Source organism: Pseudomonas sp. SMSB3, assembly GCF_052041965.1.
GTDB lineage: Bacteria > Pseudomonadota > Gammaproteobacteria > Pseudomonadales > Pseudomonadaceae > Aquipseudomonas.
Map to the genome: position 1 here is coordinate 482,527 of NZ_JBKGGV010000003.1, position 20,811 is coordinate 503,337.

General features: G+C 61.7%; 21 protein-coding genes. 6 read left to right on the plus strand and 15 right to left on the minus strand.

What is annotated here, in order from left to right; translation table 11 throughout:
* The first annotated feature begins 118 nt into the window (after positions 1–118).
* From ACLEJW_RS08190 to ACLEJW_RS08210, 5 genes are all read left to right on the plus strand, one after another.
* A complete protein-coding gene (locus ACLEJW_RS08190; RefSeq protein ID WP_145184893.1) occupies positions 119–412 on the plus strand; it encodes a hypothetical protein in 294 nt (97 codons plus the stop codon).
* A 43-nt stretch (positions 413–455) separates the two neighbouring features.
* Positions 456–617, plus strand: coding sequence for a DUF1328 domain-containing protein (locus ACLEJW_RS08195; RefSeq protein WP_003252966.1), 162 nt, complete (start codon positions 456–458; stop codon positions 615–617).
* 5 nt (positions 618–622) lie between these two features.
* The gene (locus ACLEJW_RS08200; RefSeq protein ID WP_440777325.1) at positions 623–1,096 is read left to right on the plus strand and encodes an inhibitor of vertebrate lysozyme family protein; all 474 of its coding nucleotides are present in this window, start codon (positions 623–625) and stop codon (positions 1,094–1,096) included.
* A gap of 727 nt (positions 1,097–1,823) precedes the next feature.
* On the plus strand, positions 1,824–3,152 hold the full coding sequence (gltP, locus tag ACLEJW_RS08205) for a glutamate/aspartate:proton symporter GltP (RefSeq protein WP_145184899.1): 1,329 nt from the start codon (positions 1,824–1,826) through the stop codon (positions 3,150–3,152).
* Positions 3,153–3,284: 132 nt separating this feature from the next.
* Complete coding sequence (locus tag ACLEJW_RS08210) at positions 3,285–4,514, plus strand: nucleoside recognition domain-containing protein (protein ID WP_145184902.1); 1,230 nt, start codon at positions 3,285–3,287, stop codon at positions 4,512–4,514.
* Here the strand turns inward: ACLEJW_RS08210 and ACLEJW_RS08215 are convergent.
* The 9 genes from ACLEJW_RS08215 to ACLEJW_RS08255 form a co-directional block, all read right to left on the minus strand.
* Complete coding sequence (locus ACLEJW_RS08215; RefSeq protein WP_440777326.1) at positions 4,496–5,125, minus strand: ABC-type transport auxiliary lipoprotein family protein; 630 nt, start codon at positions 5,123–5,125, stop codon at positions 4,496–4,498. The two genes, ACLEJW_RS08210 and ACLEJW_RS08215, sit on opposite strands and share 19 nt — an antisense overlap.
* On the minus strand, positions 5,122–6,060 hold the full coding sequence (locus ACLEJW_RS08220; RefSeq protein WP_440777327.1) for an MlaD family protein: 939 nt from the start codon (positions 6,058–6,060) through the stop codon (positions 5,122–5,124). The genes ACLEJW_RS08215 and ACLEJW_RS08220 overlap by 4 nt, the downstream gene beginning before the upstream one ends.
* A 3-nt stretch (positions 6,061–6,063) precedes the next feature.
* A complete protein-coding gene (locus ACLEJW_RS08225) occupies positions 6,064–6,855 on the minus strand; it encodes an ABC transporter ATP-binding protein (RefSeq protein WP_313454728.1) in 792 nt (263 codons plus the stop codon).
* Positions 6,852–7,985 carry an ABC transporter permease gene (locus ACLEJW_RS08230; protein WP_145184914.1) on the minus strand — a complete coding sequence of 378 codons (1,134 nt, stop codon included), beginning with the start codon at positions 7,983–7,985 and terminating at the stop codon, positions 6,852–6,854. The genes ACLEJW_RS08225 and ACLEJW_RS08230 overlap by 4 nt, the downstream gene beginning before the upstream one ends.
* A 79-nt stretch (positions 7,986–8,064) precedes the next feature.
* Complete coding sequence (locus tag ACLEJW_RS08235) at positions 8,065–9,087, minus strand: DUF5924 family protein (RefSeq protein WP_313296209.1); 1,023 nt, start codon at positions 9,085–9,087, stop codon at positions 8,065–8,067.
* Positions 9,088–9,210: 123 nt separating this feature from the next.
* On the minus strand, positions 9,211–10,617 hold the full coding sequence (locus ACLEJW_RS08240) for a M16 family metallopeptidase (protein ID WP_313454725.1): 1,407 nt from the start codon (positions 10,615–10,617) through the stop codon (positions 9,211–9,213).
* 28 nt (positions 10,618–10,645) lie between these two features.
* Complete coding sequence (locus tag ACLEJW_RS08245; protein WP_145184923.1) at positions 10,646–12,304, minus strand: Na/Pi cotransporter family protein; 1,659 nt, start codon at positions 12,302–12,304, stop codon at positions 10,646–10,648.
* Positions 12,305–12,545: 241 nt separating this feature from the next.
* Positions 12,546–13,316 (minus strand): TerC family protein, encoded by a 771-nt coding sequence (locus tag ACLEJW_RS08250; protein ID WP_145184926.1) that lies wholly within the window; start codon positions 13,314–13,316, stop codon positions 12,546–12,548.
* Positions 13,317–13,352: 36 nt separating this feature from the next.
* Entirely contained in the window at positions 13,353–14,660 is a 1,308-nt protein-coding gene (locus ACLEJW_RS08255; protein WP_145184929.1) for a CitMHS family transporter, read from the minus strand.
* A 262-nt stretch (positions 14,661–14,922) separates the two neighbouring features.
* Between ACLEJW_RS08255 and ACLEJW_RS08260 the strand changes: the two genes are divergently transcribed.
* Complete coding sequence (locus ACLEJW_RS08260) at positions 14,923–15,324, plus strand: GFA family protein (protein ID WP_313296233.1); 402 nt, start codon at positions 14,923–14,925, stop codon at positions 15,322–15,324.
* A gap of 32 nt (positions 15,325–15,356) precedes the next feature.
* On the opposite strand, the gene ACLEJW_RS08265 is transcribed toward ACLEJW_RS08260, so the two are convergent.
* The 6 genes from ACLEJW_RS08265 to ACLEJW_RS08290 all read right to left on the minus strand — a co-directional run bounded on the left by ACLEJW_RS08265 (position 15,357) and on the right by ACLEJW_RS08290 (position 20,717).
* Positions 15,357–17,315 carry a DUF7844 domain-containing protein gene (locus tag ACLEJW_RS08265; RefSeq protein WP_313296215.1) on the minus strand — a complete coding sequence of 653 codons (1,959 nt, stop codon included), beginning with the start codon at positions 17,313–17,315 and terminating at the stop codon, positions 15,357–15,359.
* Entirely contained in the window at positions 17,312–17,632 is a 321-nt protein-coding gene (locus ACLEJW_RS08270) for a DUF2388 domain-containing protein (RefSeq protein ID WP_145184934.1), read from the minus strand. The genes ACLEJW_RS08265 and ACLEJW_RS08270 overlap by 4 nt, the downstream gene beginning before the upstream one ends.
* A 37-nt stretch (positions 17,633–17,669) precedes the next feature.
* Positions 17,670–17,963 (minus strand): DUF2388 domain-containing protein, encoded by a 294-nt coding sequence (locus ACLEJW_RS08275; protein WP_440777328.1) that lies wholly within the window; start codon positions 17,961–17,963, stop codon positions 17,670–17,672.
* 86 nt (positions 17,964–18,049) lie between these two features.
* The gene (locus ACLEJW_RS08280) at positions 18,050–18,367 is read right to left on the minus strand and encodes a DUF2388 domain-containing protein (RefSeq protein WP_440777329.1); all 318 of its coding nucleotides are present in this window, start codon (positions 18,365–18,367) and stop codon (positions 18,050–18,052) included.
* A 300-nt stretch (positions 18,368–18,667) separates the two neighbouring features.
* Positions 18,668–18,820: a DUF1127 domain-containing protein gene (locus ACLEJW_RS08285; RefSeq protein ID WP_371921231.1), complete on the minus strand. Its 153-nt coding sequence runs from the start codon at positions 18,818–18,820 to the stop codon at positions 18,668–18,670.
* A gap of 403 nt (positions 18,821–19,223) precedes the next feature.
* On the minus strand, positions 19,224–20,717 hold the full coding sequence (locus ACLEJW_RS08290; RefSeq protein ID WP_145184947.1) for an acetyl-CoA hydrolase/transferase family protein: 1,494 nt from the start codon (positions 20,715–20,717) through the stop codon (positions 19,224–19,226).
* Between the last annotated feature and the right edge of the window lie 94 nt (positions 20,718–20,811).

A 20,811-nucleotide genomic window follows, 5' to 3' on the forward strand; every position in this document is an offset into this window, starting at 1 on the left:
CCAGGCAATTTTTATAAGTAACTGATTTATAAGGATTTTTTAGGATTTAAAAGTCTGGCATGCAGGCTGCAATTACCTGTTCAAGTTCGATAGAAAAATTACAGCAGGAGAAGCCGGCATGAACCGCCCAACCGTCAAACACTCGCTGAATGCCGCACTGCCAGTGCGTCAACTGTTGTTCGTCGGAATCGCGGTAATGCTGAGCCTGGCCGCTGGTCTTTTCTATTACAGCTGGCAGACCTCGCGGCTGGCCGATCAAGTGGCAGCGCAGACCGCGCTCCTTGCGCAAATGCAGGCGTCGCGTGCCACCACACTGGTCAAGGCCGCCGAACCTGTCGAGCAACGTCCTACTGCGAACGTTTCGCCAGCCACGGTGGATAACGTAGTACCCCAGCAGCGTTGGGTGTTCTGAAAAACGCCTGTTGGATCATTTAAAAAGTGAAAGGAGACGCATCATGCTGAGTTGGGCTATCACATTCCTCATCATCGCCATTGTCGCTGCCGTTCTGGGCTTCGGTGGTATCGCTGGCGCTGCTACGGGTATCGCGAAGATCCTGTTCATTGTCTTCCTGGTCCTGTTCGTAGCCTCCTTCTTCTTCGGTCGTGGTCGAGGTTGACGACAATGGGCAGGAAGCTTGCGACTGCTGTCGCTGCGGCCGCGCTGATGTTGGGCGGCTCCGCAGCGGCACTGGCGGCCAACGATGGCCAGGTCCGGGTCGAGCAGTTGCTCGGCTCTGACCCCGAATATCGCGAAACCTGGCAAGACACGATCAAGGGCGAGGAGCGTCTTCCTGATTGGGTCATCAACCTCAGTGGCACGGGCCAACAGCAGATGTCGGCTGTGACCGAGGACGGTGACAAGTACTTGGTAGGCCCGCTGTGCGAATCCGCGGACAAGTGCACCTACAAGCGCCTGATCGTTGCATTCAGCTGGGACAAGGACGATGCCTACGGCATGTTGGTCGAGGTGCCTGAAGGCTTGCCCAAGGACAAGTCGCCCACGCGTCACGCCCAGTACCGTTGGTTGGGCAAGCCTGACGAAGGCATGAAGGCACTGTTGCAGGAGCAACTCAAGCGTGACCCTAACTGGTACTGACCGGTGGTCGCGCACTGTCACGAAATAGAAGCGGAACCTCTTTATCGTTTTCGTTTCTATCCGTGCGCTGCCTCGAGGAGAGGCGACGCATGACCAGGGGGTCGGGCTGTTCTGATTGCTACAGGATCGGAGTGGCCTAGGGGTACAGGGAGTACCTCCAGCTTTGGGCCGGGTCAGGAAAGGCAGAATCGGAAGCATCAGGTCAGGGGTTTCTGACAACCGTCGGAACCCGACCTGACTTCCGAGGCGCCACACTCGCTTTACCCTCGCGCTTTCCAGAATTCCCCTTCAAGACACATTTTGTGATGACCGCACATCTTTTTTTTGTGGCCGCTCCCTTCTTGAATCAGACGCCATTTCGGCCATTCGGATTGTCGAACAGGCCGCTATCACGCTCCCCTGTTCGCCTCTAAAATTGCCTAAATCTGGCGGTAGGTCCCTGTTCGGGATTCCGAACGTTATAAATCAATAACTTACGGAGGGCTAAAAACGCCGGTTATTGGTATGCAGTTCCGGCATGAGCTATGCGTTTCCGGCATTAGATTTCAGCCTTTACGGTGGCAATAGTTGCGGCCTTTTCGCTGGCCCGAGCGCTCTGCCGCTCGCTCGCGGTGTCCTTGCACGAGGAACCCGGACGGAAGCCATAAGCTCCCCGTGACGTTGCCAACGGCTGTGTTACGCGCTTTTCCGGTCGGCACCCGTGACCACTAGAACAAAGGGTAAAGACATGAAGAAGGCAAAACTGAGCCTCGCCTGGCAGATCGTCATCGGTCTGGTGCTGGGTGTCGCAGTCGGCGCGCTACTGAACCACTTCAGTGCGGAAAAGGCCTGGTGGATCAGCAATGTGCTCCAGCCTGCCGGTGACATCTTCATTCGCCTGATCAAGATGATCGTGGTCCCGATCGTGATTTCGTCGCTGATCGTGGGTATTGCCGGAGTTGGCGATGCGAAGAAGCTCGGCAGCATTGGCCTGAAGACCATTCTTTACTTCGAGGTGGTGACCACCATCGCCATCGTCGTTGGCCTGGTGCTCGCGAACCTCTTCCATCCAGGTGCCGGCATCGACATGAGCACCCTGGGCACCGTCGACATTTCCAAATACCAGGCCACGGCGGCCGAGGTGCAGCATGAGCATGCGTTCATCGAAACCTTGCTCAACCTGATCCCATCGAACATTTTCGCGGCGCTGATGCGCGGCGAGATGCTGCCGATCATCTTCTTCTCGGTGCTGTTCGGCCTCGGTCTGTCGAGCTTGCAGGCTGACCTGCGCGAGCCGTTGGTGCGCACCTTCCAGGCCGTGTCGGAAACCATGTTCAAGGTCACTCACATGATCATGAACTACGCCCCGATCGGTGTGTTCGCCCTGATTGCGGTGACTGTCGCCAACTTCGGTTTCAGTTCGCTGCTGCCGCTGGCCAAGTTGGTGCTGCTGGTGTACTTCGCCATCGCCTTCTTCGCTTTCATGGTCTTGGGCCTGGTGGCTCGACTGTTCGGCTTCTCGGTGATCAAGATCATGCGCATCATGAAGGATGAGCTGATCCTGGCGTATTCGACCTCCAGCTCCGAAACCGTGCTGCCACGTGTGATCGAGAAGATGGAGAAGTACGGCGCGCCGAAGTCGATCTGCTCGTTCGTGGTGCCGACCGGCTATTCGTTCAACCTCGACGGCTCGACCCTGTACCAGAGCATTGCCGCGATCTTCATCGCTCAGCTGTACGGCATCGATTTGTCCTGGAGCCAGCAGCTGCTGCTGGTGCTGACCTTGATGGTCACCTCCAAGGGCATCGCCGGTGTACCTGGCGTTTCCTTCGTGGTGCTGCTGGCGACCCTGGGCAGCGTAGGCATTCCGTTGGAAGGCCTGGCCTTCATCGCAGGCGTCGACCGCATCATGGATATGGCTCGCACTGCCCTCAACGTGATCGGCAATGCCTTGGCCGCCCTGGTGATTTCGCGCTGGGAAGGCATGTACGACGCCGCCAAAGGCGAGCAGTACTACGCTTCGCTGATCGCCGAAAAGCCCCAGGCTTCGGCGATCGGTGAAGCGGCCAAACGCTAAGCCCCTAGCTGCATAAAAAAGCCCCGACTCGTCGGGGCTTTTTGTTGTCTGAGAGGTTCGCGCCGCAGGCAGCCGCGCTGCGCCGGGCATCGATACGCTATCATTCGGGCATTTTTCAGGGGGAACACGCGGATGCTCAACGGCCTTTGGCTCGGCTTTTTTCTGGTGGCAGCCGTGTCTGCGCTGGCCCAATGGTTACTCGCCGGCAATGCAGGTATCTTTGCCGCGATGGTCGAGAGCATCTTTGCCATGGCCAAGTTGTCGGTCGACGTCATGGTGCTGCTGTTCGGTACGCTGACGCTGTGGCTGGGGTTTCTCAAGATCGCCGAAAAGGCCGGGATCGTCGAATGGCTGGCCAAAGTGCTAGGACCGCTGTTCGCACGGCTGATGCCCGAGGTGCCGCCGGGGCATCCGGCGCTGGGCCTGATCACCATGAACTTCGCAGCCAATGGCCTGGGCCTGGACAACGCCGCCACACCGATCGGCCTGAAAGCCATGCGCGCCTTGCAGGAACTCAACCCCAGCAGCACCACCGCCAGCAACGCGCAGATCCTGTTCCTGGTGCTCAATGCCTCGTCGTTGACCCTGTTGCCGGTGACCATCTTCATGTACCGCGCCCAGCAAGGCGCGCCTGATCCGACATTGGTATTCCTGCCGATCCTGCTGGCGACCAGTGTGTCGACCCTGGTCGGGCTGTTGTCGGTAGCGGTGATGCAACGCTTGCGCCTATGGGACCCGGTGGTGCTGGCCTATCTGATTCCAGGGGCGCTGCTGCTGGGTGGCTTCATGGCCTTTCTCGGCACCCTGTCGGCCGCGGCGCTGGCCAGCCTGTCGTCGATTCTCGGCAACCTCACCCTGTTTGGCGTGATCATCCTGTTCCTGGTGATCGGCGCCTTGCGGCGGGTACAGGTTTACGAAGCCTTCGTCGAAGGCGCCAAGGAAGGCTTCGACGTGGCCAAGAGCCTGTTGCCTTATTTGGTGGCGATGCTGGTCGCGGTCGGCGTGCTGCGCGCATCCGGTGCGTTGGAACTGGCCTTGGATGGCATTCGCCACGCAGTCAGCTGGTTGGGCATGGATACCCGCTTCGTAGAAGGCCTGCCCACCGCCCTGGTCAAGCCGTTCTCCGGCAGCGCGGCGCGTGCCATGTTGATCGAAACCATGCAGACCCACGGGGTCGACAGCTTCCCTGCCCTGGTCGCGGCCACCATCCAAGGCAGCACGGAAACGACCTTCTACGTGCTGGCCGTGTATTTCGGTGCCGTGGGCATCCAACGTGTGCGTCATGCTGTCGGTTGCGCGCTGTTGGCTGAGCTGTGCGGGGTGATTGCAGCGATCTGCGTGAGTTATTGGTTCTTCGCCTGAGCCTGAGCCTGATTGCCATGCGCCACGGTCCAATCGACGACCTGTGCGCTGAGCCGATCGGCGGCCGCGCCAAAGCCTGTCACCACCGCTGATACCTGGGTATCGGCCAAGGGCTGACGCACCTCGAAGCGTTGGCTGTCGAGGATGCGCTGGCTGCGGCCTTGCACCAGGCGTGCGTCATAGCGGATGACGACGGCGACCTTGCCGTCAGGCTGGTATTCGCTCTGAAAGGCCTGCAGCTCGCCGGTCAACTCATAGTCGGCCTGCAGGTTGCTGTCATCGGCGCTCAGGCGTTGCACCCGCCCATCACGTTGAAAGCCATCGAGCAGTCGGTTGCGCACCAGCAGCGGCACCGGGTCGCTCCAGCGTGCGCCCTTGTAGCTGCTGAGCACGTTGCCCTGCGGTACCACGGCGATGCGCGGCCCGGCCAGGGTTTCGCTGGCCAGCGGCTTGTTCAGACGCAGCGACCACTGCACCGGGGTAGCGGACCGGGTCGCCTGCTCGACCGGCAGGCGGTAGATATCCACAGGTTCGCTCTGCGGCAGGATCGAACAGGCACTGACGACGCCCAGGCTGCCCGCCAGGGCCAGCCAGCGCAGCGATGGGGTCATGGCTGAAACTCCTTGTTGTTGTCGCGGCCAAGCAGATAGCCGCTCGGGTCAGCCTCCAGGCGTCGGGAAATGCCGCGCAGCGAGTTGAGGGTCTCGCGCAATTCGCGAATGGCCGGGGACAGCTGGTTGAGGCCCTGGGCGCCATCATCGATGGACTGGCGATTGTCCTGCAGTAATTCATCGAGGGTGGCGGCGCTCTGGGCCAACGACAGCATGGCCTGTTCTGCACTGTCGATGACCTGCTTGCCTTGCGTGCCGATCAGGCCATTGGCGTTGCGCATCAACGCCTGGGTATCGGCCAGCGTGGCATTGGCTTGCTTGCCGGCCTCGGCCAGCTGGTTGATCGCCTCGCCTATGCCGCCCTTCTGGTTGGCGAACACGCCCGTGGTCTGCTCCAGATTGGCCAGGGTGTTGCTCAAGCGCTCGATGTTGGTGTCCGAGAACATCTGATTGGCGTTGTGCAGCAGCAGGTTTACGTTGGTGACCAGGTCGCTGCTGTCATTGAGCAGGCGCGAAATAGGTGACGGCGAGGCGATGATCACTGGCAGCTTGCCGTCCTTGCCCGTGAGCTCGGGGCTGTGCGGCGTACCGCCGCTGAGCTGGATGAACGAGTTACCGGTGACGCCGGCCAGGGTCAGCTTGGCCTGGGTGTCTTCCTTGACCGGTGTGTCACCGCTCAGGCGCACGCGGGCCAGGACCCGGCGCGGATCCTTGGGGTCCAGGCGCAAGGTGGATACATCGCCGACCTTGATGCCGTTGTACTGCACCGGGCTGCCGCGCGACAGGCCCGAAACGGCTTCGTTGAAGATCACTTCGTAGTCCTTGAAGGCATCGTCGACGCTGGACTTGGCTAGCCACAGACCGAACAGCATGGCGCCCGCCACCACCAGTACGGTGACCAGGCCGATCAGGACATGATGAGCTCGAGTTTCCATCGTTCAGCGCTCCTGGCGTGCGCTGGCGGCGGCCTGTTCGGCGGCGCGCCCGCGTGGGCCGTGAAAGTATTGGTGAATCCATGGGTCGTCGGTTTGCTCGACCTCGGCCAGGGGGCCCGCGACCAGCACCCGCTTCTGGGACAGCACGGCGATGCGGTCGGTAATGGTGTAGAGGGTATCCAGGTCATGGGTGATCAGGAACACGCTCAGCCCCAGCGCATCGCGCAGGGTCAGGATGAGCTGATCGAAGGCCGCAGCGCCGATGGGATCCAGGCCGGCAGTGGGCTCGTCGAGAAACAGGATGTCCGGGTCCAGGGCCAAGGCGCGGGCCAGCGCGGCACGCTTGATCATGCCGCCGGAAAGCGACGCGGGGTATTTGTCTGCCGCCGAGATCGGCAGCCCCGCCAGGGCCAGCTTGACGCCCGCCAGGTGCTCGGCATCGGCCCGCGACAGGCCGGCATGCTCGATCAGCGGCAGCGCGACATTTTCGGTCACGGTCAGCGACGAGAACAGCGCGCCTTTCTGAAACAACACGCCGAAGCGGCGTTCGACCAGCGAACGCTGTTGTTCGCGCAAACCGGCCAGGTCTTGGCCAAAGACGTTGATCTGGCCAGCATTGGGGCGTCGTAAGCCAATGATGCTGCGCAGCAACACCGACTTGCCACTGCCTGAACCGCCGACCACGGCCAGGATTTCGCCGCGATATACATCCAGATCAAGGTCCTGATGCACCACCTGGCTGCCAAAGCGGTTACACAGACCCCGCGCCTGGATTACAGCTTCCTGGCCGCTCACCAGCCCATCTCCATGCAGAACAGCGCCGCCACGGCATCCAGCACGATCACCACGAAAATCGACTGCACCACGCTGGAGGTAGTGTGGGCGCCGACCGATTCGGCGCTGCCGCTGACCTTGAACCCTTCCAGGCAGCCGATGGCGGCAATCAGAAAGGCAAAGATCGGTGCCTTGGCCAGACCCACCAGAAAATGCTGCACACCGATATCGCTGTGCAGCAGCGACAGGAACATGGCCGGCGAAATGTCCAGTGATAACGCACAGACCACAGCGCCGCCGACGATGCCGCAGATCATCGCCAGAAAAGTCAGCAATGGCAGCGAGATCAGCAGCGCCAGTACCCGTGGCACGACCAGCAACTCGATCGGGTTCAGGCCGAGGGTGCGAATGGCGTCGATTTCTTCGTTGGCCTTCATCGACCCGAGTTGCGCGGTGAAGGCGCTGGCGGTGCGCCCGGCCATCAGAATGGCGGTCAATAGCACCGCGAACTCGCGCAAAAAGGAAAACGCGACCAGATCGACGGTGAACACCGTGGCGCCAAAGTCCGCCAGCACCGTGGCGCCGAGAAAAGCCACCACTGCGCCGACCAGGAAGGTCAGCAAGGCAACGATCGGTGCGGCGTCCAGGCCGGTCTGCTCGATGTGCGAAACCACCGGCGTGACGCGCCAGCGCTGCGGCTGCAACAGGCGTGTGAGCAAGGTCTGGATGATCAGCCCGATGAAGCCGAGCAGCTGGAGGGTGTCCTGCCACAGTGTGCCGACAGCGCAGCCGATACGCTCGAGCAGCACCAGCAGGACGTTACGCTCCGGCGCCTTGAGTGGAATGCAGTAGTCCTGCACAGACTGATAGACCGTGCAGAGCAAGGCGCGGTTGGCTTCGGGCAACTCGTCGGTGCACTGCGACAGACGTTCGGCGCCGAGCAGCTCGGCCAGTAGCGAGGCACCGGCAGTGTCCAGGCGACCCAATTGACTGAGATCGGCGACCGTGTCGCCATCGCAGCGCGAGCGCAGTTGCTCGCTGTCGCGCTTGAGGCTGCTGTAGTGAGCCAAGGTCCAGTCCCCGGCAATGCGCAGGCACGCAGGCTGGCAGCGGGTGTCCAGGGTGGCGCTGGGGGTGGTCATAGGCTCCATGCATCCTCTTGCTCAGACGCTGATCATAGCGCAGCGGGCATGCAGCGGTTTGGTTTGAATATGTGCTGTCTTGCCGCGGCTACTGGGCAGGCTTGTCGCCGACCACCTTGAAGCGCAGCACGCCGATCACCTGGCCGTCTTCGGTCAGTACCCGGACCTGCCACTTGCCCACCGGGTTGGGCGGGAAGTTCTGTTTGTGGGTCCAGGCGCGGTAGCCTTCCTTGCGCCCGCCGTGAATATCCAGGGCAATGCGGTCGACTTCCTGGCCGTCCTTCTGCCACACGTGGTAGATCCGCTCATCCAGCCCGCGCGGTGCATTGATCGCGGTGTACGCGTACAACCCGCCGCTGCGAATGCGGCTGGCGGGCACCTCCTTGAGCGAATCGCCGGGTTGGCGGTCGATCACTTCGGTACTGACCGCCACATCGGTCATCCATAGCGTGGCCGGCGGCACCCACGAACGCAGCAGCCAGCCACCGGCACCGACCGCCAAGGTCAGCACGACCAGCGCCACGCCGCGACGCCAGCCGTTGATCGGGAAGCTGCTGATCAAGCTGGGGAACGACAGCGCCATGGCGATGATCAACGCCAGCTTGAAGCTCTGTGCGGTGGTCAGGTGCAGGATGATCGGCAGCGCGGTGAGCAGCGCCGCGAACAGCGTCAGGGTATGCAGGGCGAGAAACAGCCAGCGCCGTGGTGCCAGCCAGCGGTAGTACAGCGGGTCGACGATGGAGATCAGCCCGGCCGCGCCGAGCAGGCCGGTGAACACCAGCTGCCCGCTGTTCCAGGTGGTGGTAATGAAAAAGAAGGGCAGGACGAAGAACAGGCTTTCCTGGTGGATCATCTGCGTCGCATAGCGCAGCAGCGGTTGGGGTATCTCGCGTTTGAAGGTGCGGGTGAACAGGCGAGTGAGGGTGTTTTCCAGCATCAGCCAGACCCAGCTGACCAGCAATAAGATGGCGATCCAACTGGCCAGGCCGGCCTGGCGGTCGACCAGGATGAAACTGCCGATCCCAGAGAGAAAACCCCCGAGCGCGATGACGCCTGGGTAGCGTTTGAGCAATTCGATGACGCGCTGGACGATCTGGGATAATGGGGGCATGGGTATCAGGCGCAGGTTGGAATGGCTGTACCGGTCCGCCGCAATTGCACCCGCCCCTCCCGGCATTGCCGTGGAAGCGGGTTCACCTGCGACGGGCCGGCACAGGCAAAGGATACCGTCGAATCACTGTTGCCGTGTAGCACCGCTAGGCCGTTCGGGCTTGTGCCGACGCCAGCGCAGCAGTCCGAGGGCCAGGATCAGCCCCAGCAACACGGCCAGCAGCCCGTACAGCTCGTCGTAGCCAAGAAACGGTTTTTCGATCCGCAGGTAGCCTTGGTCCTTGAGCAGGTCCTTGAGCGCCTCGTTGGCCTGCTCCAGCGTGACCTTGCGCAGCTTGCGTGCAGGGTCGGTGAAGCGCCCGTTGTCGTAGTCGTTGAGCGCCCCCCAGTAATAATCGGCCAGTGCGCTGTTGCCTTGGGTGCTCCAGCTTTCCTTGGCAATCGCGGCGTCCTTGATCCGGGCGAAGGTGTCGGGGTCCAGGCCGTGTTTGCGCAGGTGGTCGAACAGCTGCTCCATGACGTTGACCGCCGCATCGACATCGTCGCGTTCCAGGTCAGCGTTGAGGCTGATCATGCCGCTGTCGCCGAAGCTTTCTCGTTGCACCGAGGGGCCGTAGGACAGACCGTGGCGCAGACGCAGCTGGTCGTACAATGCCCATTCCAGGTAGCGCGACAGCAGGTCGAGGGTCTGCTGATGGTCGTTGTCCAACACTGGCTCGATGAACAACCAGTGCAGCTTGACGCTGTCGCCCAGTACTCCCCGGGTCAAGTCGCGGCGCTGCTCGGCCTGCTGGCTGATGCTGTCGAGATTGCGCCGCTCCTCAGGCTCGGTAGCCGGCAGCTCGCCGAAGGTGCGCTCCAGATAGGCCGGCAGCAGGCGGTCGAGTCCGCCGACCACGATCAATGTCATGTTGTTGGCCGCATACCAGCGCTCGCGCAGGGCCTGCACCTGTTCCAGGGTCATATCGCCGACGTCGGAGCGTTCGGCGCACTTGAGCCCCAGTTCGGTGGCCAACTGATCGCTGGCTGGATGACCGATATCCTGGCGGTCCAGCCAACGCTGCAAGTGACCGTAGTGACCGCCATCCTCACGCTCGATGATGCGCTTGGCGGTGGTCAGGGCCTTGGCGTCGATACGGGTGTCGCGGATGATCGCCAGCAGCAGGTCGAGGACCTTGCGCTGGTTGCGCGCCGGCGCCTCGATGACGAACGTGGTGTCGGCGCTGCTGGTGTAGGCATTCCACTCCCCGCCCAAACTTTGCAGGCGCTCTTCCAGCCCGCCTTCGCCGGTATCGTCGATTCCGGTGAACAGCAGGTGTTCGAGCAAGTGCGGGAGTTCTTTCTGCTCGCAGCCAAAGTCATCCAGGCCAACCCCAACCACCAGGCGAATGGAGACATGATCGCGTTCGTAGCCGGATTTGAGGATGACCTGCAGGCCGTTGGGCAACAGGTAACCTTCGACCCGCGAGCGATCCAGGGCAATGGAGGGAAGGCTGCACAGCAGCAGGCAAACGAACATCAGGCAACGCATGGGCGAGCGAAAGTCTCCAGGTGCGAGGTCAGGACAGGCGCGCGTCGTCCGGCACGCTGTCGAGCAACAGCCCGCCGGTGTCCGAGCCACCCAGTACCACATAGGCACTGCTGCAGAACAAAGAGTTCAACCGCTTCATGTCTGCGATCAGTTCCAGGTGCAGGGAGCTGGTCTCGATGCTCTGCACCACCTTGCGCTGCAAGCGGCTCACGTGGGCGTGCGCCAGGCGTCGCTCCAAAGCGCGGAAACGGCGCTTTTCGCGCAGCAGCAGGCGAGCGCTTTCCGGGTCGGCACTGAGGAACACCGACAGGCCCAGACGCAGGTTCGCCGACAGCTGCTCCTGCAACCCGGTCAGCTCCTCCAGCCCGACCTGGGAAAACTCCCGGCGTTGGCTGGTTTTCTGCTGCTGGACCTTGCGCAGCATGCGCTCGATCAGGTCGCAGGCCAGCTTCAGGTTGATCGCCAGTTCGATGATTTCTGCCCAGCGTCGGTTGTCCTGATCACTGAGGTCTTCGCGTGGCATCTGCGCCAGGTACAGTTTGATGGCGCTGTACAACGCATCGGCATCCTCGCCGAGGGCGCGGACCTGCTGCGGCATGGCCGTCTGCGTGCCGCGCAGCGCGCCGAGCATGGCTTCGAGCAGGCTGTCGACGATATCGCCCAGGCGCAAGGTTTCGCGGGCGGCATTGGCCAGTGCCAGGCTCGGCGTGGCCAGTGCCGACGGGTCGAGGTGACGCGCCTTGATCTGGCCATTGTTGTGCTCGCGCTCGGGCAGTAACGCGTTGCACAGGCGTGCCATGGGTTTGACCGTTGGCAGCATGATCAGGCAGCGCAAGGTGTTGTAGAGCAGGTGAAAACCGATCACCAACTCCTGCGGACTGAAACTCAAGCTGTCCATCCAGTCCACCAGCGGGTGTAACGCTGGAATGATCAACAACAGGCCGATCAGCTTGTACAGCAAACTGCCCAGTGCCACGCGACGCCCCGCAGCGTTCTGCATGCTGGTGCTGATGAAGGCCAGCAAGCCACTGCCGATGTTGGCGCCGACCACAAGGCCAATGGCGACCGGCAGACTGATCACTTCGGCTCCGGCCAGGGTGGCGGTCAGCAGCACCGCCGCCAGGCTCGAATACGAGACCATGGCGAACAATGCCCCGACCAGGGCGTCGAGCAGGATGTCCCCGGTCAGCGAGGCAAACAGCACCTTCACCCCCTGGGCATGGGTGATCGGCGTCGCCGCCTGCACGATCAGCTCCAGGGCCAGGATGATCAGGCCCAGGCCGATCGCCACGCGCCCGAGTTGGCCAGCGCGGGTCTGCTTGCGCGACAGGAAGAAGATCACCCCAAGGAATACCAGCAGCGGCGACAGCCACGAAAGGTCCAGGGTCAACACCCGCGCCATCAGGGCGGTACCGACATCGGCGCCGAGCATGATGGCCAAGGCCGGCGTCATGGCCATCAAGCCTTGCCCGACGAACGAGGTCACCAGCATCGCCGTGGCGTTGCTGCTTTGCACCACAGCGGTGACGACGATGCCGGCAATGAAGGCCAGCGGTCGACGGTCCATGTTCTGCCCTAGCACGCGGCGCAGGTTGGAGCCGAACACCCTCAGGATGCCGGTGCGGACGATGTGCGTGCCCCAGACCAGCAAGGCCACGGCAGAAAGCAGGTTGAGCAGGGTCAGCATGGTCGAACCCCCCTTGATTGACGAGCGCCAAGGCGGCGCCTACAGGAATGAAGCCGTAAGCCTGGCCCGGGGGTGGGTAATTTTATTCCAGTGCTTACTCAAGCTTTAGTTGTTTTGCGGACCTCGCGCCAGCTTGGCATGCTCGGCAAAGATTTGAAATATTTCTGTCATGAAGCTGGGTCGCATCGATTGACCCACGAAAAAAGGCCCCGCAGGGCCTTTAGTCGAGTGCTGGGCGGTGTTACTGCCCGGGGATGTCCTTGCGCAGCTTGACCGGCTCGTGCTCCTGGCCCTTCTTGCGAGCCATGGCGGTACGCATGCGGATGTTGATGGCCTCGACTGCCAGCGAGAACGCCATCGCGAAGTACACGTAGCCCTTGGGCACGTGCACATCGAACGATTCGGCGATCAGCACGGTACCCACGACGATCAGGAACGACAGTGCGAGCATCTTCAGCGATGGGTGCTTGTCGATGAAGTCGCTGATGGCCCCGGCGCACAGCATCATCACCAGCACGGCCACGACGATTGCCGCGATCATCACCGGCACATGGGACACCATGCCCACCGCAGTGATCACCGAGTCCAGGGAAAACACGATATCGATGATCGCGATCTGAATGATGGTGTAGAAGAACTTGCCGCCAGCGCCTTTCGGTTCGTCGCTGCTCTCCTCTTCGCCCTCCAGGCCGTGGTAGATCTCCTGCGAGCTTTTCCACAGCAGGAACAAGCCACCGCAGAACAGAATCAGGTCACGCCCTGATATACCCTGGCCCAGCACCACGAACAGGTCGGCGGTCAGGCGCATGACCCAGGTGATCGACAGCAGCAGCATGATGCGCGTGACCATGGCCAGCGCCAGGCCGAAGATCCGGGTGCGCGGCTGCATGTGCTTGGGCATGCGGCTGACCAGGATCGAGATCATGATGATGTTGTCGATCCCGAGCACGATCTCGAGCGCCGTGAGCGTGAAAAAGGCGACCCAGATTTCTGGGCTGGTCAGCCATTCCATGTGTATTCCTTCGAACGTAAGGGTGATGCGTGTTAATTAGAGACTACTGAACAATGGGAAAATGCCCATCAGCAGCGCGGCCAGCATTATGCACAGGCACACTAGCACTGCCCACTTGAGCGTGAAGCGCTGGTGGTCACCGAATTCGATGCCTGCCAGGGCTACCAGCAGATAGGTCGAGGGCACCAGAGGGCTGAGCAGGTGAACCGGTTGGCCGACGATCGATGCGCGCGCCATTTCCACGGGGGTGATGCCGTAGTGACTGGCCGCTTCCGACAGCACCGGCAGCACGCCGTAGTAGAAGGCGTCGTTGGACATGAAGAAGGTGAACGGCATGCTCACGATCGCGGTGATGACCGCAAGGTACGGGCCCAGTGCATCGGGGATGACGGCCAGCAGGCTCTTGGACATGGCATCGACCATGCCGGTGCCGGAAAGAATGCCGGTGAAGATGCCAGCGGCGAAAATCAACCCGGTCACCGCCAGTACGCTGCCGGCATGGGCGGCGATGCGGTCTTTCTGCTGTTGCAGGCACGGGTAATTGACGATCATGGCAATGCTGAAGGCGATCATGAACAGCACCGGCAACGGCAGTACCCCGGCGATCAACGCGACCATCAGGCCTGCGGTCAGCGCTGCGTTGAAATAGATCAGTTTCGGGCGGCGTGCCTCAGGAAACTGCGACACGCTGATTTCGCTGTGGTCGATGTCGTCGGTGGGCAGGTGCAGCTCACCCAGGCGAGCGCGTTCGCGCTTGCCGTACATATAAGCAATGGCCAGGATCGCGATCACACCGAAGGCCATGGCCGGGATCATCGGCACGAAGATATCCGAGGGGTCGACGTGCAACGCGCTGGCAGCGCGGGCTGTAGGGCCTCCCCATGGCGTCATGTTCATCACCCCACCGGCCAGGATGATCAAGCCGGCCATGATCCGCGGGCTCATGCCCAGGCGACTGTACATCGGCAGCATGGCGGCGCAGCAGATCATGTAGGTGGTGGCACCGTCACCGTCGAGCGAAACCACCAGGGCCAGCACCGCGGTACCGACCGAGACTTTCAACGGATCGCCTTTGACCAGCTTGAGGATCTTGCGCACAGCCGGGTCGAACAGACCGGAGTCGATCATCAGGGCGAAATACAGGATAGCGAACATCAGCATGACCCCGGTGGGGGCCAGCTTGCTGATGCCTTCGAGCATCATGGGGCCGATCTTGGCCGAAAAACCGCCGAACAGGGCGAACAGGATCGGTACCAGGATCAAAGCGATCAAGGCCGACAGGCGCTTGGTCATGATCAGGTACATGAAGGTGATGACCATGGCAAAGCCGAGGAAGGTCAGCATGGCAGTACTCCAGGCGTGGCGCGGCGAAAAGGGCTATTCGGGCGGATCAGCGCAGTGGGCGCTGTAACGGGAGCATGCAGGAGGGAATGCGGCTAGGGCGGGCGCAGGAAGACATCGGAATCACCATTGTTGTTGTTGATGGGCCAGGCGCGAAAGCATCCGCTGTCCTGGCTGACCGGTCTTGTGCCGGTAGTGGGGGCTATCCTACGGGGACAAGCTTTCAGCCAGCTTTCGCCAGCAAAACAACGACGGGAGGTAGATGATGGAGAATGTAAGCGAGGGGGGCTGCCACTGCGGCGCCTTGCGTTACCGGCTTGAGGGCGAACTGGCGGATGTCGCCCATTGCCACTGTTCGATCTGTCGACGCGTCAGCGGTGGCCTGGTGGTGACATGGGTGACCGTGCCACGGGCACGTTTCCGTTGGCTGGCCGGAAGGCCGCAGTGCTATGTAGCCCCTGCCAGCTGCAAACGGTACTTCTGTGGCGAGTGCGGTGCACACCTGGCGCTGGTGACTGAACACAGCCCTAGCAGCATCGATGTCACCGTGGCGACACTGGATCACCCCGAGCGAGTGCCGGCCAAGCGGCATATCTGGACGACCAGCCGCTTGCCCTGGTTACACCTTGACGAAACCTTGCCCGGCGAGCCGCAGGAACACTGCTAGGTGCCAGTGCTACAGGCCTTCGCAGGTCGCGATCAAGGTAGCTGCAACCCCCCTGCGGCCTTGTGCAGCGCCCGCAGATGCTCGCCAATCTGCTTGACGTTGGCCTCCACGGCCTTGATTTCCCTGGCTCGGGCAGGTTCAAGCAGCGCCCTCACTTCCTGATCGAGACTGGTGCTCAAGCGCAACAGCTGTGCTTGCCGCTCGCCGCTGACTTGCTCCAGGTGCTGACGCTCCTCGGGCTGCGGCAGGCCATAGCCCTGGGTGTCGAGCAATTCGGCGGGGCGACTGAGGAAGCCACTGTTGGCGAGCATCTGCTTGAGCGCCGCATCGGCCTTGTTGAGGCTGGCATCCTTGAGCGCTGCGGCGTTCAGGTAGCGTTGCTTGACCTCATCCTGGGCCAACAGCAACTGCCGGCGCAGGCTGGCTTGCTCAAGCAACAGCAGCGCTGCGCTGGTGCGCAGATCAGCCCTGGCGAACCACGGCTGGCGCTGTTCGGCATCCAGCGCCAGCCAGTCTTCGACCTCAGTCTGCTTGATCGGCAGCTGCTTCCTGAGGACGTCGAACATGACCTGATAACGGTCGCGGTAAGAGTCGAAGCGATAACCCAGGCGCAAGGCCTCGCGCGGATCGTCCAGGACGCTGGTATCGGCCAGTCCCCTGCCCTTGAGCACTGCCAGCAGGCCATTGGGCATGATGCTATCGAGGTCGTTGAGGTCTGCGTTGGCCGTACCGCTGCGCAGCAACTTCAACGACTCGACCGCACAATTGTTGGACAGGAACCAGTAGTTGCCGTCGTAGCTCCAGTGCATTTCGGCGGCCTGGCGCACCAGGTTTTCGATTTCCTCGCGGTTGAGCTTGAGCGGCACCGAGGCCAGGCTGCGCAGTTCGGTCTTGGTGTATTCGTCGATCACCTGGCCGAGCGGCAGCACGAACAGCCGCGAGGGATAGACCCCGACCAAGCCGTCCCAGCTCGACAGCTGAACATCGTTGACGAACGCGCGATACGAAAGCACCAGGCTCTGGTCCAGGTCCAGGCGGCAGTCTGGCCCACGCGGGCGCCCTGGCTTGCAGATGACCAGGCGCAGCATGCTGTGGCCCCAGCGGCTGACCAGATTCTGATTGGCTTCGGCGAGCAGGAAGTCGACTTGATAGACGCGCTCAGGGTCGACTTCGGCCAGGGGCTGGCGGGCAAAGTCGTTGCCGGCGTTGATGAACGGCAAGCCTTTGGCGCAGGTGTCCTGCTGCGGCGCCCAGGCGAAGTGCTCACGCAGGTACTGGTTGAGTGCCGGGCGCCGGCAACCGTAGCTTGGGTCGAGAAGGAAATACTCCATGTTGACCGCAAGGTATTCCTTGGGGCTGCTCAGCTCATAGCTGTCGGGGCTGCGCATGAACTGGGCATTGTGTTGCTCGCGCTCGCCGCGCCGCCCGACATATTGCGGCCAGCCGGCCAGGTCGAGCAGGCGCGGATCATCGCTGAGGGTGAAGCGGCGCTCGCCTTGGCCGCGACAGGCTTGCAGCTGGCCGACTCGCCCCAGGGTGTCTTGCTGGCGCTTGCAGCGGGCGATCAGCGAGCGTTCGGCGCTGGGCCACAGGCGCGCGCGATCATAAATATGGGTGAGTTCGTGCAGCACGGTGGCCAGCAACTCTTCGCGCACCGTGCCGTGGGCCCGACCAGTGCGCTCGGTGGCAGCACTGCCGTCGCTCAAGCCGGGCAGCAAGCGGCGGTTCAGTTGCAGGGTAGAAACCAGTGACGCCTGGCCATAGGCATCGGCTGGCATGTCTTCGCTCCAGCTGACCTGGACTCGGCGATCCAGCTGCTGTTTGAAGCGCGGCGGTAACTTGGCCATCGCTTCATCGAGCAGGGCCTGGCTGGCCTGGATTTGTTGCCGATCGAGACCAGCGGCCTGCAGATCAAGCTGCAGGCCGGCCAGTGCGGGCGCGCCCAGCAGCGTCAGGGTGCAGCCAAGCAGCCAGGCACGCACGCGCTTCACAGTGCGAGAATGGCTTCGGCCAGAACCTGATCACTGGCATCGCGTGCTTGCGGCACGCGCTCGCGCAGGGTAGTGAATGCAGCTTCGAGCTGGGCGCCACGAATGTCGCCATTGCTGGCAACGAAACTGGCGGCGTCGTCATGGGCTTCACGCACGACTTTCGAATCACGGATCGAGGTGGTGGTGTCGGACGTGAAGTCGATCGAACGGCCGAAAGCGCGCACGATGATGTTGCTGGTGGCCACCAGGGTCTGAGCATGGGCCAGGTCGGCCAGTAGCAGCATGCCGAGGGAAGCGGCAATCAGCGGTTTACGCATGGAGCATCTCCGAATGTATACAGGACGTCAGATTTGACTATTGGACGAGAATTGCCTGCGCCAGTTCAAGGTCTGCCACCGAACGTTGAGCCAGGCTATGGCGCAGGGAATCGAATGCTGCCTCGAGGCGTGCGCCGCGCACCTGCCCATCGCTGGCGACGAACAACGCGGCATCGTCGCGGGCCTGGCTGACCAGCTTGCGGTCGAAGGGTGCGGTGGTCACCTGACTGGTGACATAACCACTGATGACCAGACCCTGAGTGGTGGCATCCATGGCATGGGCGCTGACTATGAATGGGGCACTCAACAGCAAAGGCAATAGGTAACGCATAAGCTTTATGGACGGCTTGGCAAGATGAAGGTCAAGAGCTGCAGGTGCGCAGGCCGCGGCCATCGCACCTGTCACACAGGCGGGGATCAGATTGCCAGGATCGCTTGCGCCAATTGGGCGTCGCTGGCCTGCAAGGCCGGCATGGTCGAGCGAATGTGGACTAGCGCGCTTTCGAGCCGGGCGCCACGGATTGCACCTTGAGTGCCGACGAAACTGGCAGCGTCATCGCGTGCGGCCTGGACGATCTTGTCATCACGCAGCGACGAGGTCAGGTCGGAGGTGGCATCGGTGGAAGCGGCGACACCCCGCACCACGGTGTCGGTGGTGACCACGAAGCTGCTGGCGTGGGCGGCCCCGGACAAGCCAAGCATGAGTGCGGCGCCAAACAGGTATTTACGGGACATGATCGTGAACTCCTGGGTAGGGTCGAAACAGGTTCTGCGTAATCGGACGCTTGCACAGCTCGTCGCGGCACGTATCGACAGGTGTTCTACCAGACTGTCTAGCGAAGCGTATCACGCGATGTTATTTCAGGATGTTATCAACGAGCTTACAGTCTAACTGTAATGGTGCTTTTCATGTTTGGGTAAACTGTATTGGTGTCCAGGCTGCATGCCTTTTTGGCCCGCGCACAAAAAACCCGCTGCAGTACCCTGCAACGGGTTCGGAAATTCAGGCGCCAGCGAGAGCCGGCGAGCCAGCGCTTAGCGCCAGAAAGGCTTGCTCAGCTCTTCGTAACGCTGCGACTCGCTGATACCGGCGTCGGCCAGCAGGCGGGCATCCAGACGGGCCAATTGACGGCGGCTGGACATGCGGCGCTGCCACAGCAGCAGAGTAGAGACGGCACGCAGTGGCATGGAAGCCTTGGACTGCTGGGCGTTGTTTTCGAAAACCAGACCGGAACTGAGGGTACGTTCCATGATGCTTCATCCTTCCGCTTATGGCGGGATTAGGTAGTGATTTAACTGATGCCAATGATCCTCCTCTGTTGTCCAGAACAGTAGATACAGTTGCACAGTGAAGCGCTGTGCCAGTTAAGTGTTTAGGCCGACTGTTGCACTCGAAATAGGCTTAACTGTACTGGTCTGCCCTATAAAGGTGCATTTCAGTCTCAATCGCAAGGATTTAACCGGCGAGAGACATGGAGATAACGGTACAGTAGTACAGTTTTGGAGGGTGACCCGCGTAGGTCTGTTCTGCTGAAGGCGCGTGTCGAAGATCAGGCCCGCCCCATTGCAGGGCGGGAGGTAGAACCGATGGTCAGCTGGCGATCATCCGACCTGTATCTTCCAGGTTTTCATGCCAGCTCAAGGCCTCGCGCAAAATATGCGGGGTATGGCCACCGCGCTGGCAGGCGCGTTCGAAGTAATCGTTCAGCGCCGCGCGGTAATCTGGGTGAACGCAGTTGTCGATGATGGCCCGCGCACGCTCGCGTGGGGCCAAGCCGCGCAGATCGGCCAAGCCCTGTTCGGTGACGAGAATGTCGACATCATGCTCGGTGTGGTCGACGTGACTGACCATCGGTACCACGCTTGAGATCGCCCCGCCTTTAGCGATCGATTTGGTGACGAACACCGCCAAGTGGGCATTGCGCGCGAAGTCACCCGAGCCGCCGATACCGTTCATCATTCGCGTGCCACACACGTGCGTGGAGTTGACGTTGCCGTAGATGTCGAACTCCAGCGCGGTGTTGATGCCGATGATGCCCAGCCGGCGCACCACCTCCGGATGGTTGGAAATCTCCTGCGGGCGCAGGACCAGCTTGTCCTTGTAACGCTCCAGGTTGCCGAACACGTCGGCATTGCGCCGCGCCGACAAGGTGATGGAGCTGCCCGAGGCGAAGCTGAGCTTGCCGGCGTCGATCAAGTCGAAGGTCGAGTCTTGCAACACTTCGGAGTACATGGTCAGGTCTTCGAAGGGCGACTCGATCAACCCGCACATGACCGCGTTGGCGATGCTGCCGATACCGGCCTGCAGCGGGCCGAGCTTGTTGGTCAGGCGGCCAGCCTGTACTTCTTTCTTGAAGAAGTTGATCAGGTGGTCGGCGATCCCCTGGGTTTCGTCATCCGGCGGCAGTACCGTCGACGGCGAGTCGGGTTGGTCGCTGATGACGATGCCGACGATCTTGGCCGGGTCGATCGCGATCGCGGTGCTGCCGATACGATCATCGACCTTGACCAGCGGGATCGGTGTACGGGTCGGGCGGTAGGTCGGGATATAGATGTCGTGCAACCCTTCGAGATTAGGATTGTGCGACAGGTTGATCTCGACGATCACCTGCTTGGCGAAGATGGCGAAGCTGGCCGAGTTGCCCACCGATGTGGTCGGCACGATGTGCCCTTGCTCGGTGATGGCCACGGCTTCGATGACCGCGATATCCGGCAGCTTGAGCTGCTGGTTGCGCAGCTGCTCGACGGTTTCCGACAGGTGCTGGTCGATGAACATCACCTTGCCGTCGTTGATCGCCTTGCGCAAGGTACTGTCGACCTGGAATGGCATGCGTCGGGCGAGCACGCCGGCTTCGGTAAGTTGCTTGTCGAGGTCGTTGCCAAGGCTGGCGCCAGTCATCAGGCTGATTTTAAGCGGCGACAGCTTGGCCCGTTCTGCCAAGGCATGCGGCACCGCTTTGGCCTCGCCGGCGCGGGTGAAACCACTCATGCCGACGGTCATGCCGTCTTCGATCAGGCCAGCGGCATCAGCCGCACTCATTACCTTGCTGTGCAGGGAGGACAAGCGGATACGATCACGGTACATGGATTGTTATCTCGGGCTACTAAGCTACTGCAGCGCAGTCTAGAGATTTCGCCCGGCGCCGTCCCACGACCATGGTCGAATGGGAACCCGGCGC